General features: G+C 38.5%; 17 protein-coding genes and 1 rRNA gene. 14 read left to right on the top strand and 4 right to left on the bottom strand.

Annotation, left to right across the window (positions count from 1 at the left end):
• Positions 1-17 precede the first annotated feature (17 nt).
• The 10 genes from FCU45_RS02715 (at position 18) to FCU45_RS02675 (ending at position 8,876) form a co-directional block, all read left to right on the top strand.
• Entirely contained in the window at positions 18-2,237 is a 2,220-nt protein-coding gene (locus tag FCU45_RS02715; protein WP_137012047.1) for a TIGR03545 family protein, read from the top strand.
• Positions 2,238-2,344: 107 nt separating this feature from the next.
• A complete protein-coding gene (locus FCU45_RS02710; RefSeq protein ID WP_137012046.1) occupies positions 2,345-3,136 on the top strand; it encodes a TOBE domain-containing protein in 792 nt (263 codons plus the stop codon).
• A gap of 159 nt (positions 3,137-3,295) precedes the next feature.
• Positions 3,296-4,771: a hypothetical protein gene (locus FCU45_RS02705; RefSeq protein ID WP_137012045.1), complete on the top strand. Its 1,476-nt coding sequence runs from the start codon at positions 3,296-3,298 to the stop codon at positions 4,769-4,771.
• Between the two features lie 9 nt (positions 4,772-4,780).
• The gene (gene modA, locus FCU45_RS02700) at positions 4,781-5,527 is read left to right on the top strand and encodes a molybdate ABC transporter substrate-binding protein (RefSeq protein ID WP_137012043.1); all 747 of its coding nucleotides are present in this window, start codon (positions 4,781-4,783) and stop codon (positions 5,525-5,527) included.
• Entirely contained in the window at positions 5,524-5,925 is a 402-nt protein-coding gene (locus FCU45_RS02695) for a TOBE domain-containing protein (protein WP_137012041.1), read from the top strand. Before modA ends, FCU45_RS02695 begins: the two co-directional genes overlap by 4 nt.
• Entirely contained in the window at positions 5,918-6,610 is a 693-nt protein-coding gene (gene modB, locus FCU45_RS02690; protein WP_137012039.1) for a molybdate ABC transporter permease subunit, read from the top strand. The genes FCU45_RS02695 and modB overlap by 8 nt, the downstream gene beginning before the upstream one ends.
• Position 6,611: 1 nt before the next feature.
• Positions 6,612-7,466 (top strand): ABC transporter ATP-binding protein, encoded by an 855-nt coding sequence (locus tag FCU45_RS02685; RefSeq protein WP_137012037.1) that lies wholly within the window; start codon positions 6,612-6,614, stop codon positions 7,464-7,466.
• Positions 7,466-8,239 (top strand): sulfite exporter TauE/SafE family protein, encoded by a 774-nt coding sequence (locus FCU45_RS02680; protein ID WP_137012035.1) that lies wholly within the window; start codon positions 7,466-7,468, stop codon positions 8,237-8,239. Before FCU45_RS02685 ends, FCU45_RS02680 begins: the two co-directional genes overlap by 1 nt.
• Before the next feature lie 74 nt (positions 8,240-8,313).
• A complete protein-coding gene (locus FCU45_RS11565) occupies positions 8,314-8,484 on the top strand; it encodes a hypothetical protein (protein WP_170175816.1) in 171 nt (56 codons plus the stop codon).
• A complete protein-coding gene (locus FCU45_RS02675) occupies positions 8,481-8,876 on the top strand; it encodes a TOBE domain-containing protein (RefSeq protein WP_137012033.1) in 396 nt (131 codons plus the stop codon). Before FCU45_RS11565 ends, FCU45_RS02675 begins: the two co-directional genes overlap by 4 nt.
• Before the next feature lie 24 nt (positions 8,877-8,900).
• Here FCU45_RS02675 and FCU45_RS02670 read toward each other — a convergent pair whose 3' ends face one another.
• Entirely contained in the window at positions 8,901-10,286 is a 1,386-nt protein-coding gene (locus tag FCU45_RS02670; protein WP_137012031.1) for a DUF3373 family protein, read from the bottom strand.
• 156 nt (positions 10,287-10,442) lie between these two features.
• Complete coding sequence (locus tag FCU45_RS02665) at positions 10,443-11,252, bottom strand: formate/nitrite transporter family protein (protein WP_137012029.1); 810 nt, start codon at positions 11,250-11,252, stop codon at positions 10,443-10,445.
• Positions 11,253-11,378: 126 nt separating this feature from the next.
• Here FCU45_RS02665 and FCU45_RS02660 point away from each other — a divergent pair, with 126 nt between their 5' ends.
• From FCU45_RS02660 to FCU45_RS02645, 4 genes are read left to right on the top strand one after another with little or no spacing between them, the layout of a single operon-like run.
• Positions 11,379-12,692, top strand: coding sequence for a hypothetical protein (locus tag FCU45_RS02660; protein ID WP_137012027.1), 1,314 nt, complete (start codon positions 11,379-11,381; stop codon positions 12,690-12,692).
• A gap of 2 nt (positions 12,693-12,694) precedes the next feature.
• Positions 12,695-13,786: a trypsin-like peptidase domain-containing protein gene (locus FCU45_RS02655; protein WP_137012025.1), complete on the top strand. Its 1,092-nt coding sequence runs from the start codon at positions 12,695-12,697 to the stop codon at positions 13,784-13,786.
• Positions 13,787-13,788: 2 nt separating this feature from the next.
• A complete protein-coding gene (locus FCU45_RS02650) occupies positions 13,789-15,738 on the top strand; it encodes a M3 family metallopeptidase (RefSeq protein WP_137012023.1) in 1,950 nt (649 codons plus the stop codon).
• A 58-nt stretch (positions 15,739-15,796) separates the two neighbouring features.
• Positions 15,797-16,744: an endonuclease/exonuclease/phosphatase family protein gene (locus FCU45_RS02645; RefSeq protein WP_246032220.1), complete on the top strand. Its 948-nt coding sequence runs from the start codon at positions 15,797-15,799 to the stop codon at positions 16,742-16,744.
• On the opposite strand, the gene FCU45_RS02640 is transcribed toward FCU45_RS02645, so the two are convergent.
• Both FCU45_RS02640 and rrf read right to left on the bottom strand, forming a co-directional pair.
• Positions 16,737-17,402 (bottom strand): uracil-DNA glycosylase, encoded by a 666-nt coding sequence (locus FCU45_RS02640; protein WP_137012019.1) that lies wholly within the window; start codon positions 17,400-17,402, stop codon positions 16,737-16,739. The two genes, FCU45_RS02645 and FCU45_RS02640, sit on opposite strands and share 8 nt — an antisense overlap.
• Positions 17,403-17,527: 125 nt before the next feature.
• Positions 17,528-17,643 (bottom strand): 5S ribosomal RNA (rrf, locus tag FCU45_RS02635).
• Positions 17,644-17,689: the final 46 nt, after the last annotated feature.

Here is a 17,689-nt window from a genome sequence, read left to right as displayed (position 1 = left end):
AAGCACAAGGCACGAGCATGAATTTTATAATAAAGCTTTTTAAAGCACTCAACTCCGGACAGACTCCATGGCAGGTAACACTGGCGATTGTTTTAGGTATGGTCATGGGACTTACTCCTACAAGCGGGCTTCAAACGGTTCTTATCATCTTTTTGGCACTTCTAATAAATATACATTTTGGTCTTTTTTTGGTATCGGGTGCATTTTTTGCAGGTGTCGGGTATATCTTTGATCCGCTATTTGAGTCATTCGGGTACACGCTTCTTAGTGCCCATGGACTCCAAGGGCTATGGAGTGCGATGTACAACAGCGGCATTATGCGCCTTACATACTTTAACAACACCATAGTTCTTGGCTCCTTTGTTGTTGCTATAGTTCTCTCACTTCCTCTATATATCATCTTAAACAGAGTTATAGATACTTCACGCGGCAAAATCACTCTTTTTATAGATAGATACCCGCTTTTAGCAAAGTTTGGCATTCTTAAAAAAAGCGATAAAAAAGATAGTACTTTTCGCATTATTGGTGTAGGCGTATTTGCCGTAGCCACTGCGTTAGTTCTTGCAGTTGCTATGCTTGTGATAGACCCTGTTATAAAATTTACACTAGAAAAAGGGCTCTCAAGTGCTACCGGTAAAGATGTGCTCATTAAAGATGTAGAGACAAGTTTTGGCAATGCCTCTTTGCGCATAAGCAATCTTGAGGTCCAAGATGATAACGGCAAGACAAACAGCGTAAGTATCCAAAACATCTTGGCAGATCTCGATTTCAATGCGCTTCTTCTAAGAAAAACACATATGGAGCTTGTTCAAGTGACAGGCATCGGCTTTGACACACCCAGCTCAAATCCAAAACCCTCATCCACAAAAGAGCAGACAAGCTCGGCTGCTGCAGACTCATCCTCTTTTACAATGCCGAATATTAAACTGCCGACTCCAAAAGAGCTTCTTGCAAACGCAGATCTAAAGTCTGTAAAAATCTACAATGAGGCTCAAAAAGAGATAGATGAGATAAAGGTAAAATGGGAGAGACTCTCCAAAGAAGAGCTTAGTTCAAATAAACTGGATGAGTATAAAAAAGATCTTGATGCTATAAAATCGGCTTCAAAATCAAAAGATCCCACGCAGCTCTTAAAACTAAAAGATGACATTACGGCATTTAAGAAAAAGATAGATGCGCATAAGGCAAAGCTCGCATCTATCAAAAAAGATTTTGCAAATGACAAAGCACGAATATCCAAGCTTATTGGCGAGATTAAAAGCGCTCCGCAGAGTGATTACAACAATCTTAAAAGCGCTTATTCACTTGATGGAAGCGGTGCCATCAATGTCGTTGGCACCATCTTTGGCGAGAAGATAAAAGAGTATATAGCAATGGCAAAAAAATATTACGCACTTGCCCAGCCTTATATGAAAAGCGAAGCAAAAGTAGAGCCGCCAAAACCTCCGCGCGGAGAGGGAAGATGGATAAAGTTCAAAGAAGAGGTTCCATCTCCGGACATCTATGTGGCAAAAGTGGATCTGAGCGGAAAGCTTAAGAGTCAAGACTTTACAGGGGCTATTAACAACATAGCAGATGACCAAAAACTTCTTGGCAAGGCAACCACTTTTAAAGTGACAAGTGACGGAGATGTCGTAGAGAAATTTCTGCTTGAAGGCAAAGATGACAGACTCGGCGAAGTTGCTCACGAAAGTGCTGTGTTCAGCGCAAAAAGGATACCTTTGGATGGCCTTGCTCTCTCTTCGCTGACTCTTAAAAAAAGCGATATTGCACTTAAAGGGAGTGCCGATATCTTCGACTTGTCAAAACTGGAGTTAAAGAGCAATCTTGATTTTAAAAATGCCGCTATCTCTATAGATGGGCTTGATGAGAAGTATGCAGATATTATAAACTCCACACTATCAGAGGTCAATAGTTTTTACGTTAAAACAGATGCAACAGGCTCACTTAAGACTCCTGCAGTAGATGTCAAAACGGATCTGGACAAAAAAATATCAGCGGCACTCAGCGGCGTTTTTTCAAAAGAGGCAAAAAAGTATGAAGCCCAGCTGCAGACGATGCTAAATGAGAAGATGCAAGAGCAGCTAAAAGGAGTAAACAGCTCTGCCTCAGGCATTCCTGACATCAACTCTTTGGTAGGTTCACAAAGCGGCGCACTTGAGAAACTACTCTCTGAGTCAAGCTCTATCGGCACAGGTTCTGCTACCGACTCAATCAAAAATCTATTACCTTTCTAACCAATCATAGATGCAAGATATACTTCTTGCATCTATTTTCCCTCCGCTGATTGACAAGCGTTATATATTTTAATATACTACGGTTTCAAGCTTAATTAGGGATAATCATGCAAAATAACGTTAACGGTCGTTTATGGATAAACAAGTCAGAGCATAACTTCCTTGGACAAGGCCGCATGGAACTTTTAATGCACATCCAAAAAGATGGTTCCATAACAAAAGCAGCAAAATCTATGAAGATGAGCTACAAAGCTGCATGGGATGCCGTAGATGCCATGAACAACCTCTCGGAGTTTCCACTTGTCACGAGTTCTAAAGGCGGCAAAGGCGGCGGTGGAACACATCTAAGTGAATATGCAAAAGAACTTATAAACACCTACAAAATCCTTCAAGAAGAGCATCAGCAATTTTTAGACAATCTATCAAAACGCGTAAGCGAAAAAAATGGGCATATCCATCTTTTAAAGAGCATGGATATTCGTATAAGTGCAAGAAATCAGCTAAAGACAAAAGTTTTAAGTATTCAAAGAGGTGTTGTTGAGAGCAGAGTCTTCCTTGAACTGGGCAACAAAGAGAGTATAACAGCCGTAATAACAAACGATTCATTAACTACTCTTGAAATTGATGTAGGCATGGAGCTATATGCACTCTTTAAAGCAAATGCTTTGATTATAGGCGACGAAACTTTGGCGGCGAAAGACGATATAAATATTTTTATAGGAAAAATTGTCCGAATAGAGCATGATAGTTTAAATGCAGAGGTTATCATTGAGCTAAAAGGCTCTAACACGGTATGCTCGACTCTACCTATAGAGATGCTTAAAAAACTGAATCTCAAAAACGGGATGCAGGTGAGCGCCTTTTGTAAACCAAAAAGCATTATCTTAGGCAGATGGTAAAAAATCATCGCTATGGATTTTTTAATATTACGAAAATTAAAAGTTGGAGGTTAAATGAGAGATGAGAATTAAAAGCCTTGCAGCGGTAACTGCAAGACAAGTGCTTTGGAAGAAGCGATAAAAGTATAACAAATTAAAATTACATTAAAGGAAAACAGATTGAAAACAAAAATTAGATTAAACACTATTATAGCGGCGGCACTACTTGTAACAACCGTAACAAGTGCAAATGACGAAGTTCCTAAACAGGCACTCAAATCAAATTATCAACTGGTCTATAGTCAAAAACCTAAACAAGTTGATAATTTTTTAGAAATGTTTAAAGAGGGGATTTTTTACGGCAGACTTCGCTCAAATACATTTATGTACAAATGGGAAGAAGAAAATACAGATCAAAAAGATCACTACACAAGTGGTTTGGGCGGTTCATTAGTGTATCAAAGTGCCATCTATAATGACTTTGATTTTAGAGGCGCTCTTTACTATAGTCATGGATTTACAAACTTATCAGAAGCTGACATTAAATTTGCCAAACCAGGGCAAGATGTTCTTAGTAGATTTGATTATAGCAATACGGGAAATCAAAATATGAGTGCTTTAGGGCAGGCTTACATCCGCTATAGCGGTTTAGAAAAAAGTGACATAACAGTTGGTCGTCAGCTAGTAGAAACTTTTTATACCGCTTCAAACGATACAAAAATGATACCAAACGTTTTTGACGGTATAGTTTTTAACACAACTCTTGTTTCAAAAACTCCGATTAAACTTGCGTATCTAGCAAAAGAAAAACTCCGTGCGCATACAGACACGCACTCAGTTTTGGCATACGGTGATGCAAACTCTTCTTCATCGGACAGCCCATCTTGGGATCAAAATGATGATTCGGCAATGCATAAGGGTTTGACATATACAAAACTAAAAGATGCCGGGAAAGAAGATGCCCCGTTAATAACAGGAGATATTCAGAATACTTCTATAGAGAATTTAAAACTCAACACTTCATTTTACGTAGTACCTGAGCTTGTATCTGAAATAATGGCAGAGGCAAATTACAAAATAAACATGGATGGCTTTTCTCTCTCGCCGGGTGTTCGCTACATCAAACAGTTTGATAACGGAGCAGGTGAAATTGGCGGAGCAGCTATTAACGGTAAATTAGTAGGAAAAAGCGGTGCATTTGGCGGCTACAAAGATGCTTCTTCTCTTGATTCGCAAATGATAGCGGCTCGTTTAGTAGGAGCATATAAAAATTTTAAATTAAATCTAGGCTATTCTCAAGTTATGGATGAAGCGGATTTAGTGACTCCTTGGAGAGGATTTCCAACAGCAGGCTATACTCGTTCTATGGCAAGATACAACTGGGTAGCAAATACAAAAAGTTATCGTGCTGAATTAACCATAAATCCAAATAAAACAGGAGTTTATAAAGATGTGTTTATGCAGCTCTCTGCTCTTCACACAGACGCTGATGAGAATAAAGGACAGTTTGATGAAAACTTCTATTACGCGGGCTTTGTTCAAAACTTACCTATGATGCCGGAGTTACAGTGGCGTTTAAGATTAGGTTATACGGATACTGATAAAGTAGATGCGGATAGTTTAGATGCTCGTTTTGAGCTTAATTATCTGTTTTAAGGAGAAAAAATGAAAAAAATAATTTTAAGTTTAATGGTTTTAAGTATGAGTCTGTTTGCAGGAACTATCAATGTAGCCGTTGCTGCAAATGTGAGTTATGCTATGGATACCCTTTTGGAGGAGTTTCATAAAACAAATCCCGACACACAAGTAAAGGTAACTTTAGGGAGTAGTGGAAAACTCACTGCTCAAATTAAAAACGGTGCGCCATACCAACTTTTTATGGCGGCAAATATGATGTTTCCGCAAAACTTATATGAAGAAGGTACTGCGATTACGGTACCGGTTGTGTATGCACAAGGAAGTTTAGCGATGCTGAGCAATAGTCAAAAAGATTTTTCAAAATCAATAAATCTTCTTAAAGATCAAAGTATCCAGAAAATAGCAATAGCAAATCCAAAAACTGCCCCGTACGGTAAAGCGGCTCTTGAAGCTATAAAAAATGCCGGAGTATTAGCTGATGTAGAGGGTAAATTTGTATATGCAGAATCTATCTCCCAAACAGTTTCTTATGCTGTAACAGCTGCAGATATAGGCTTCATTGCAAAATCTTCACTCTACAGCCCTAAAATGACTCAGTACAAAGAGGGTGTGCATTGGGTAGATGTGGATTCTAAGCTTTACACCCCGATTGACCAAGGGATTGTAATCATTAAAAATGCTAAAGACAACAGTGATGCGAAAGCATTTTATGATTTTATGTTAAGTGCTCAAGCGAAAAAAATACTAATTGATTTTGGATATATGGTTCCATGAGCAGTTTGATTGCAACTGTAACACAAATAGAAGCTTGTAATAGTTTGCATATAGTAAAGTTTGATTGTCATAATCAAACTTTATCTATGATGAGTTTGGATTTAACTGATGCCATCGAAGTTGGAACAAAAGTGAAGCTTGCCGTCAAGCCATCTCATATAGCAATTGCCAAAGATTTCAGCGGAGAGGTTAGTTACTCAAATAAACTAGAAACAACCATTGTATCTTGTGAAAACGGGCAACTTTTATCCAACATAAAACTTAAGTTTTTTGACACTGATTTGGAGTCAATTATTACCGTGGATTCATCTAAACGAATGAATTTAAAAGCAGGAGATAGGGTCATGGCTTTTATAAAAGCAAGTGAAGTTTCAATAAGTGAGATTTGTGATGATTGATCTGTTTCATGAGTTAGAATTTGAGCCATTTCTGATCTCTTTTAAACTAGCGGGTTTGACAACTTTGATACTTTTTATTATTAGTATCCCTCTGGCTTGGTATCTATCTCAAACAAACTCAAAGATGAAGCCGTTTTGGGAGAGTTTAACAGCGCTTCCTCTTGTGCTGCCGCCTTCTGTCTTAGGTTTTTATATCCTTGTGGCATTATCACAAAACTCTCCTATTGGGGTGTTTTTTGAAGATGTTTTTGGGGTAAAACTTGTTTTTAACTTTACGGGGCTTGTAGTAGCTAGTATTTTTTACTCTCTTCCGTTTATGGTGCAACCTCTTCAAGGGGGATTTGAATCTATAAATAAAAATATGCTCGAAGCTAGCTATTTAGCCGGTAAAAGTAAGTTTGAAACTATAATTAAAGTTGCTCTTCCAAACATGAAACCGGCACTTATGACTGCTATTATAGTTACATTTGCCCACACGGTCGGAGAGTTTGGAGTTGTCTTGATGGTTGGAGGAAGCATCCCGGGTGAGACAAAAGTAGCATCTGTTGCTATTTATGAGATGGTTGAAATAATGGATTATACTTCAGCTCATATTTACAGTGCAATCATGGTGGTTATTAGCTTTTTGGTACTTCTTAGTGTTTATGTTTTTAACGGCAAACAGAATAAAAAGATAGGAGTATAAAGTGATAAAAATAGCTATAAATAAAAAACTCCATGGTGCAGACGGTCAAATGGATTTGAGCGTAAATCTAACTGTTGAAGATGGTGACTTTGTCGCACTTGCAGGGCAAAGCGGAAGTGGAAAAACTACACTTTTAAGAATTTTAGCAGGTCTTGAAGAAGCTAGCGGAACTATTCAAATAGGTGATGAAATTTGGCTTGATAAGAAGTTTTGTTTACCATCGCAAAAAAGGAAAATAGGGTTTGTATTTCAAGATTATGCACTCTTTAATAATATGAGCGTACTTGATAATTTACTATATGTACACAAAGATAAGCGATTAGCAGAGAGTCTACTAGAGATGACAGAGTTGGCTGAACTAAAGACAAGACTGCCAAACACTCTAAGCGGTGGGCAAAAACAGCGTGTGAGTCTTTGTCGTGCTATGATGAACAAACCAAAACTTTTACTTATGGATGAGCCTTTATCGGCACTTGATCCTGAGATGAGAACAAAACTTCAACAAGAGATATTAACACTCCATAAAGAGTTTGGTACGACAACAATTATGGTAAGCCATGATCCAAGTGAGATATATAGACTAGCACAAAGAGTGATTATGTTAAATTTTGGAGAGATTGTAAGCGACGGCTCGCCAAAAGATATTTTACTTAAAACTAGCGGCAGTCAAAAATTCTCTTTTGAGGGTGAGTTACTCGATATAGTAAAAGTAGATGTGATAAACATAGCCATCGTCTCAGTCGGTCAACAGTTAGTTGAAGTGGTAATAAGTGATGATGAAGCTCATAGTTTAAAAATAGGTCAAAGTGTAAGTTTAAGCACTAAAGCATTTAGCCCTATGATCAGAGGTTTGTAGTGAAACTCAAATCATTTATAGGCGGAGCTTCTATAGGCTCCTTAGGAGGACTTATCGGTTTGGGAGGTGCAGAGTTTCGCCTTCCATTTTTAGTCGGTGTTTTAAAAATAGACACCCTCCATGCGGTAATGCTCAATATTATTATCTCTTTGGTAACAGTATTTTTCGCCTTGATTTTTAGAGGGATAGATGAGAGTATATATTCAAATTTTTATATAGTTGCCAATCTTTTAGCAGGAACTCTCATCGGTGCTTACATCGGGGCAAATAAAGCTTCAAGCATTGATAAACAAAAGCTAAACGGCTATATATTTATCTTACTTGTATTTTTGAGTTTTGTTCTTTTTAGCCATCTGTTCTTTGATTTTAAAAGTGAAGTTTTACTTCCGTTACCGATTCAGATTGTTTTAGGGTTTTTACTTGGCGTGGGTATAGGGATGATAAGTTCTCTTTTAGGAGTCGCCGGCGGAGAGCTTCTTATCCCTACTATTGTACTTTTATATTCGGTGGATATAAAAACAGCAGGAACATTAAGTCTGCTTATATCGTTTCCTACTTTACTTGTGGGTATTTATAAATACAATAAAACAAAGAGACTGCAAGAAGTTTTTGGGTTTAAAGAGATTATCATCTATATGGCAATCGGTTCTATAATCGGTGCTTTTATAGGAGCTTTAGCGTACGGGATAGTAGATGCCCTTTATTTAGAAGCTTTGCTTGGAGTTATCCTTTTAATCTCCGCATATAAACTTTTTAGTAAAAAAAAGGCTTAGTATATGGATCTGTTATTTGAAGACGGCGGCTATTTTGACTTGACAACTTTTGGGTTAGAAAATTGGTAGTAAAGATGGATTTTGAGACTCTAAGAGAGTGTGTTGCTCTTAAAGATGAGTTTAAAAATATTACAGAGTTTGCAAAAATGGGAGTTGATCTCACAGTAACATCTTCGCCATACCATGCAAAACCGCTTGATATAAAAGTGCAGATGCGTGCTGCATCCAAAACAGACAACAGATGAATATCTTAAAGGGAGATATTGTCTCTATTAAAGAGAGTGACAGTCTGATGCTTGTTTTTATGGAAGTCGAGGGGCATATTTTCAACTCTTTGCTTCTTGAAAACTCAGACGAAAATCGGCTGGAGGTCGGGATGGATGTGCATCTCATCTTTAAAGAGACAGAGGTTACTCTTGCAACTACGGACTCTATTGTGAGTGAGAGAAATTCATTTGTCTCAAAAATCACCCATATAGAAAACGGAAAAGTTCTTGCAAATATCAGACTTGATTTTTTAGGGCATGACATCAATGCGCTCATCACCAAAGGCGCACTTCATGGACTAAAATGCAAGGTTGGAGATGAATTTCAATGGATTGTGAAGGCGAGTGAAGTAACGCTACAAACCTTATAGCATTACTTTTAAAATACGAAAAATTTAGTATCTGTAACTTACGAAAAATCTTAAGTTTTGAGCAACTAGATCAGCTTCTTCAACAGGAAGCCATCCCGAACAGTTCACATTTGGCGTATAGTCATGTTGTGCGTAGGTGTATCTGATTTGAGACGGTAAGTATTTGACGCCAAAGAGATCAAAGTTCCAGTATGCCTCATACGCCTCTCCTCTCACAGCTATTTTTGAGCCAATAGCAGTGTCTTCCGCCCATGTCATAGGAGTCCAGTGTTTTGAGCCGTAGTTATACTCAAAACCGATTTTTCCCTTTTCTGTAATCATATCCGGAATATTGACACCTGCCCAAAAAGAGTGACCGTTTGCCGTACCGCCATTTGATGAACCATTAAGCGTATAGCCGCTTTTTGCGTTGTATCTTGTTGAAGCTATAGAAGCAAAAGCAATACTTTTACCTAAAAAAGAGGATTTATCTTCTGAGAGACCATTGATTTTGTAAGAGAGCGCAAAGAGATCCGCAACTCCGGCATCAACTGCATTGGCGTTTGTTGCAAGATTTTTCCCTTTTGTGTTAAATATATGCGCCCACTCATACATTATCTGATGCTTTTTATCATTATATGCATCGCCTAAAAGTACAAAAAAGTCGACATCTTGATCTTCACTCTCAGTGCTAGCATATGGTCCCCACGCAAAATTAGACGAACTGTCTGTTCCATAAACATTTGTAATATCACCCGTATGTGCACGTCCATAAACAAATTTCGTATATGCACCATCTATAAAACGGCTCCAGTCAAGTTTTAACATCGCACCGTTTACTTCCATGTTTGTAATGTGCGCCAAAGGAGAGCCTTCAATCTCCTCATTTTCTCTCATATTTGCCAAAAAGCCAGTACTTGATGGTCTTCTACCGATGCTAAATACGTATGGCTGCGAACCCATCTTGTTTTTATAGACAAAATATGCCTCTTTAATTCTCATAACCGTATCATCAGCCTTTGAGTTTGCTGACCAATCTTTTAAAGGCACATCATCAACATAAAGATGCGAGCCCCACGTAGAGTAAACCGCCAATTTACCTTTAAACGCCAAACCCTTCATCGGAGAAGCCGACATGCTTAGTAAAAATCTGCTTGTTAAGAGTGAATTATTTTGCGCGCTTGTGTTGTTGAGATTGTCTTGATAATCAAGCATCTCATAAGCATTTCTAAAATCAATGCCAAACTTTACCTTATCCATAGCAGAACTTTTTTGTACGTTTGCAACTAGCGCATCACTCTTCTCTTGCCCTTTTTTGAGACTCTCTATCTCTTTTTTTAACATATCGATCTGCTCTTGCATAGCAGCATCGCTTGCCAAAAGTGAACTCCCTAAAAGTAAACTTAAAGCTATTGAACTTATCTTTCTCATACTATTTCCTTATAATATTTGAGGAATATTAGCAAAAATAACTTAAAAGTATAATAATAATTTGTTTTTTTGATATTAATAGCTTAAGCATACTATAGCGGATTTGGATATGAAAAGAGTAGATATATTTATAAAAATGTTTCATGAGTTATGAAACTACAGTTTTCTCTTTGCGCCGGTCTTAATATGCGTTGCATAAAGGGTAAGTCCGGTAAACGCAAGCCCGCCTACAAGGTTGCCAAGAACCACGGGAAGCTCATTCCATAAAAGATACTCAGTTATCGTAAAATCACCGCCCATTATCATAGAGAAGGGAAACAGAAACATATTGACTATTGAGTGTTCAAAGCCCATATAGAAAAAGAGCATAATCGGCATCCACATGGCTATCGCTTTTCCGCTTACGGTCGTCGATATCATCGCACCGACAACGCCCATTGAGACCATCCAGTTACAGAGCATTCCGCGCATTAAAACCGTCAACCATCCCCAGACACCGTGCTCCTGATAGCCAATCGTTCTATCTTCTCCGATCGAGCCGATCTTTCTGCCCACTTCACCTGGATCTATCTGATAACCGTAGGTAAGTATAAACGACATCATAAACGCAACCACAAGAGCTCCTGCAAAGTTGCCCACAAATACAAGACCCCAGTTTCTAAGAACCTGCTTTATAGTCACACCGGGACGTTTGTCGATAAGAGCAAGAGGAACCAAAACAAAAACACCGGTTAGCAGGTCAAACCCCATAAGATAAAGCATAATGAAACCAACAGGAAACAGGATCGCCCCTAGCAGCGGCGAACCTGTCTGCATACTGACAGTAATGGCAAAAGCGGCTGCAAGAGCCAAGATAGCTCCCGCCATAAAAGCTCTAATAACCGTATCTTTTGTTGACATATAGACTTTTGACTCGCCTGCATCGACCATTTTTACTGCAAACTCGCTAGGAACCAAATAGGACATGCTATACTCCTGTATAAAATAAAAACAAATTATAGGCAACTATCTTTAAAAGAATATAGAAAACTATAATCTGCTATAAAGAAGCTTTTACTATAATTAGAGTCATAAACATCTAAAAGAGGCTCAATGGATTGGCTAAACTTTTTCGAACCTAAGATCGAGCGTAAGCACTCATTTGGAAGAGGCATAAATGCGAACCTCTCCAAGGATGAAGAGGATCTATTCAACAGATCAAACGAAGCGTTTGAGGCAAAAGAGATTCTCAATGCCTATGAGTTCTTTTTCAGATCTCTTGAAAACTTTTCAGACTCAAAATCAAATGAGAACATTATAATCACCAAAGAGGATGATAAGCTCCTCTTTGAACTATTTCAAGGAACGGCAAGAGTAACTGGAGTGATCACTAGAGAGAACCTCTATGCAGAAGCGATACTAGTAAAAAAAGCGTCCGCAAACGTTGCTCTTAAACGACTAATCTTGGAGAGAAACTACCAGCTTACATACGCTTACTACTTCAGCGATGATGAGCATATAAAACTAAAACTTTTTCTTGACAACATCACCATGACGCCTCAAAAAATCTTTTTTCCACTTAGAGAAATAGCTCTAAACGCCGACTTCGACAAAGAGTACACAAGAAGCGAATTTCCGGAGATCGCTCTTGAAGATATAGCGCATTTAAAGAGCATGGACGAGGAGGAGCTAAAGTTAAAGTACGACTTTATACAGAGATGGATCGATGAAGTAAACGCCAAAATCGCCACACTGCCTTCAAACGATAATGCTGCCATGCAGTCATTTATTCTTCTGTATCTTATTTTTAAAATAGATTATCTCATCGTGCCAAAGTATGGAATTTTTCAGAAATCAAGCAAAAAGATCATTGAGTACTTTAGCGATGAGAACCTAACCGTCGAGTCGAAGAACGAGGAGATAAGAGAGTATATCAATGAGCTAGGCGAGATGGATTTTGAAGAGTTCAAGACCAACTTTTATGATGCCAAATACACCTTCAACCCAAGTGACAGATCTACTCATGAAGAGATAGAGATTTTTATAAACGACTCTCTTGCAAAGATAAGATGGTATAAAAACAACAGATACAATCAGGTCATTCCTACGATGTACAAATATGTAGCCCTCTATCTGCTCTATAACTACGGGCTTCATCCCGTTACAAAAGCTCTCTTGCACACACTTGTAGAGATTCAAAATCCTGAGTTTTTCAGCGCTTTAGGCTACACGACTCTTTATGATGAGCAAAATGCCACCTTTTCAAAAAAGGCTATTATCTCTAAGATAGAAGATATTATCTCTCCTTATCAGAGCCGTTACAAGATGCTGAAACCCTTTGGTGATAAGCTCAACTTTACATCCCTAAACGAGTTTAGCAACAGCTTTTATCTGCAACTTAAAAATCTTGACTTTGAAGAGATATAACCATGAACACTCAAGCTATATTAGAGACCTACGCCGAAAATATTATACAGATCATGACCCCATACGGAAGCGGCACAGGCTTTATTGTAGATAATATTATCGTAACCAACTCCCACGTTGTTGCAGGTCTAAAAGAGGTTGTAATAAGTGCAAAAAAGATAAAAAGAAGCATAGCTCAAGTTGTTTATGATGATGCATACTTTGATCTCGCTTTCATAAGTTATGATTTTGAAAGGCCGAAAAATCCACTTATCCTCTCAACAAAAAGAGTACAAAATGGAGATACCGTAGTAGCTATCGGTCACCCTTACGGACTTCACTACAGCGCTACCGAAGGAATAGTCTCAAAAGCTTCAAGAATATACGGGGAACTTGAGTATGTTCAGATAGATGCCGCTATAAACCCCGGAAACAGCGGTGGACCGCTCTTAAACACGGACGGAGAGGTTATCGGAGTAAATACATTCATTATACAAAACTCCAACAATCTGGGCTTTGCCCTTCCCTACTTTTACGTTGATGAAGCGCTAAAAGAGTACAAAAACATAAACGCTCAAAACATTATAAAATGTCCATTTTGCAAGAACCTCATAAAAGAAGAGAAGATAAAAAACGACTACTGCCCTGAGTGCGGAAGCAAGCTAGAGATAGCCAAACTGCGAAGAAAGGGGTACAACCCCATCGGCAGCACAAAACTGCTTGAAGAGATATTGGAGTCTTTGGATGTAAACGTAACGCTTGCCAGAAGATCTCAAGCCTCATGGAGGGTCGATCACGGCACTGCACGTATCGAGATAAACTACTACGACAACGGGATCATCATAGGCGACTCCAAACTTTGCGTAATACCTCAAAAAAACATATCTGAAATTTATGATTTTTTATTGAACGAGAACAACAACCTCTCCTACCTGCGTTTTTCTATAAATGAGAATTTTATATATCTATCATACCTTATAATCGACTCCTCATTAACGCTAAAAGAGGGAAAAACTGCCATGGAGAGACTATTTAAAAAAGCAAACGAGTATGATGATATTTTGATAGAGAGATTTGGTGCCACAAAACAAAAAAGAGATGAAGAGGATGATTAAATATGAGTAAATTTCCAGAGTTCAAAGTAGATTTGAAGAGCTTTATCAAAGAGCTAAACGAGAAAATAGAGAGCAATAATAAAAAAATAGAGAAACTCTTAAAGATACAAGAGAAGAGTTTTGCAAACTTTGTAAAACCGCTTGAGATGATGGAGGAGAGCCTAGAGCAGTTTTTCACTCCGCTCTCGCATCTAAACTCCGTTAAAAACACGAAGCAGACGCAAAAGATATACGCAGCCTCTCTGCCTATCATAACAGAGTACTCTACAAAGCTCTCACAAAACCTGGATATCTACAAAGCTTACAAAGAGATAGAAAAAAAAGAGCACAAGAGTCTAAATCAGGAACAAAAAAGAGTTTTGGAGCTCAATATACTAAACTTTGAACTAAGCGGTGCGCATCTTGATGAGAAGAGCAAAGCAAGGCTCGGAGAGATAAACATAAAGAAGAGTGAACTATCAAACAGCTTCTCTCAGAACCTTCTTGATGCTACAAATGAGTATGAGTATATTATAAACGATGCCAAAGATGTAGAGGGCTTGCCACAGAGTGATAAAGAGAGCGCAAAATTTAAAGAAAAGGGTGTTACAAAATATAGGTTTACGCTTCAGATGCCTTCATATATCGCCTATATGACCTACGGCAAGAACGAGAAGATAAGAGAGGAGCTTTACCGTGCCTATGTTACAAGAGCGCCGCAAAATGCCAAGATCATAGATGAGCTCTTATCTTTAAAAGATGAGATGAGCTCCCTTTTAGGCTTTAAAAACTACGCTTCATACTCACTTGCAAGCAAGATGGCAAAAGATGAGAAGAGTGTTGTCGATTTTTTAGAAAAACTGATACTAAACTCTAGAGCACAGGCAAAAAAAGAGCTAGAGGAGCTTCAAAAGATAGCAAAAAAACCGCTGAAAAGCTTTGACAGTGCCTACTACAGCGAGATACTAAAAAAAGAGAAGTATGAGATCGATGAGGAGGAGTATCGTCCCTATTTTGAGCAAAAAAGCGTTTTAGACGGGATGTTTGAATTTTTAAACAGACTTTTTGGAATAAGCTTTAAAAAGGTAGACGAGGAGCTGTGGCATAAAAAAGCTCTCTCTTATGATCTCTATCTGGATGGCAGATTAAAAGCGAGGCTCTACCTTGATCTTGAAGCCAGAAAGGGCAAGCAAGGAGGTGCATGGATGAACAACTTCCAGACACATTGCCAAGATGAAAAGGGCAAAGAACAACTCGCCTCAGCCGTAATAGTATGTAATTTTCCGCCATCTTCAAGCAAAAATCCCTCACTTCTAAGACATGATGATGTCGTGACCCTTTTTCATGAGATGGGGCACGCTCTGCATCATATGCTAAGCAATGTAAGCGAGAATGAAGTAAGCGGCGTAAACGGCGTAGAGTGGGATGCAGTAGAGTTTCCATCGCAATTTTTGGAGAACTTTGCCTACGAGCCAAGTGTGTTAAAACTCTTTGCACGCCACTATAAAACAGAAGAGATCATTCCCGATGAGATGATAGACAAGCTCGTAGAGAGCAAAAACTTCCTCTCTGCTCTTGGGATGTTAAGACAGCTTGAATTCTCTCTTTTTGACTTTAAACTCCACACAAAACTCTATCAAGGCGAAGATGTTCAAAATCTCCTAGACTCCATCAGAGAAGATACGGCACTTATAAAACCGCCATCGTACAACAAGTTTCAAAACGGCTTTGCCCATATTTTTGCGGGCGGATATGCGGCAGGATACTACAGTTACAAATGGGCGGAAGTTCTAAGTGCCGACGCATTTTTCGGCGTTGTAGAAGAGGGAATATTTGACTCTGAGATCGCTAAAAAATATTTACATATAATATTAGAGGGCGGCGGGGCAAAAAGCATGAGCACACTCTTTAAAGAGCTGATGGGAAGAGAGCCAAACCCTGATAGTCTGCTTCGTCTAAACGGGATCATATAGTTTGAGACACCTGTTTTTGGCTCTCTTGTTCTGCGCAACACTTTTTGGAGAGAAAATTTTGAAAATAGCAACCTATAATGTAGAGAATCTCTTTGACCTGCAAAAAAGCGGACATGAGTACAGTGAGTATATTCCAAACGGCTCTTCGCTTTGGAACCAAAAAAACTACAAGATAAAGCTCAAAAATATCGCACAGGTGATAAAAGAGATTGATGCGGACATCATAGCTCTTCAAGAGGTTGAATCGCTTCAGGCACTGCTTGACCTGAGATTTACGCTAAAACAGCATGGGCTATATTACCAATACTACAGCATTGCAGATAAAAAAGATACCACTATTAAAGTAGCGCTTCTTAGCAAAATTCCATTTGTCTACTCCAAAGAGGTAAGCGTGACGCAGACGTTAGAGTATAGGAACATCCTTGAGAATAAATTTGTAGTTAACGGCAAAGAGTTATATGTTTTTGTAAATCACTGGAAATCAAAATCGGGAGCCGAGAGCAGACGAATAATCTCTGCAAAAGCGCTTAAAAAAAGAGTCTCTGAGATAGGGTTTGAGAAAAATATCATCTTGCTTGGAGATTTTAACTCAGACTACGAAGAGTATATAAAGTTTAAAAGAAAAAGAAAACATAACGACACTGATGGCATAACAGGGATAAACCACATACTAGGAACCATTAATCAAAGAGATAGAGCTTCAAAGGCAGAGTATGCAAAAGATAGCTTCTATAACCTCTGGTACGATGCAGACAAAGAGAGCAGATACACATACATCTACAGAGGCAAAAAAGAGGTTTTAGACAATATACTTATCTCTCAGCCCCTTTTAGACCAGAAAGGTATCTCATATATTCATGGCACCATCTCAAATTTTGACAAAGAGTATCTCTTTAAAAAAAAGAGCATAAACAGATGGGAAGTATCTCGTGCAAAGGTGCCAAAACACAAGGGCAAAGGCTACTCTGACCACCTGAGCGTAACAGCAAAATTCAGAGTTAATTAAGACACCAGTCGATCTCATCTTTATTATGAGCCTTAAGATAAGAGTTTGATCGTGAAAAAGGCTTAGAGCCGAAAAAACCGCGATATGAAGAGAGTGGTGAGGGATGAGGCGCTTTTAGTACAAGATGCTTTTTTGAATCAATCAGCCTCTCTTTTTTCTGAGACGGAGCTCCCCATAAAACAAAAACTATGCCCTCATATCTTAAAGAGAGTTTATTTATAACCGAGTCGGTAAATATCTCCCACCCCATGTTTTTATGCGAGTTGGGGTTAGCCTCTACAACAGTAAGAACACTATTGATAAGCAAGACACCCTGCTCCGCCCACTTAGTCAGATTGCCGTTTACAGGCATAGAACAATGTAGATCATCTTGCAGCTCTTTAAAGATATTGACCAGTGATGGGGGAATCTTACACTCATCACACACTGAAAAAGCGAGTCCGTTTGCCTGATTATGACCGTGATATGGGTCCTGCCCTATTATTATAACTTTAACATTATCCGGATGAAGCAGGTTAAAAGCTCTAAAAATATTTTCATATTTTGGAAATACTGTTTTTGTTCTGTACTCCGACTCTATGAATCGCTGAAGTTTTATAAAGTAATCTTTTGAGAGCTCGTCCTCTAAAAAAGTATGCCACTCACTGTTAAGTATCATTAGAATCCTATGAAAGTAATTGACTGATTATATATAAATTTTATTTTAAAAAGATTGTAAATTAGTTTATTGAATAAGCTTTCATGCTTTTGTTTTGATTATTTATATTGTAGAAGAAATGACCAACTAGGCAGCGACCTACGTTTCCACACCTGAAAGATGCAGTATTATCAGCGATGAGAGGCTTAGCTTCTGGGTTCGGAATGGGGCCAGGCGTTTCCCTCTCTCTATAGCCACCTAGACAGTCACATTTAAATACATACTTTTATGTACTTAGATATAACCGT

The sequence above is a fragment of the Sulfurimonas crateris genome (assembly GCF_005217605.1).
GTDB classification, from domain to species: Bacteria; Campylobacterota; Campylobacteria; order Campylobacterales; family Sulfurimonadaceae; genus Sulfurimonas; species Sulfurimonas crateris.
The sequence above is the reverse complement of the archived record's forward strand: the minus strand, read 5'-3'. Positions and strand labels throughout refer to the sequence as shown.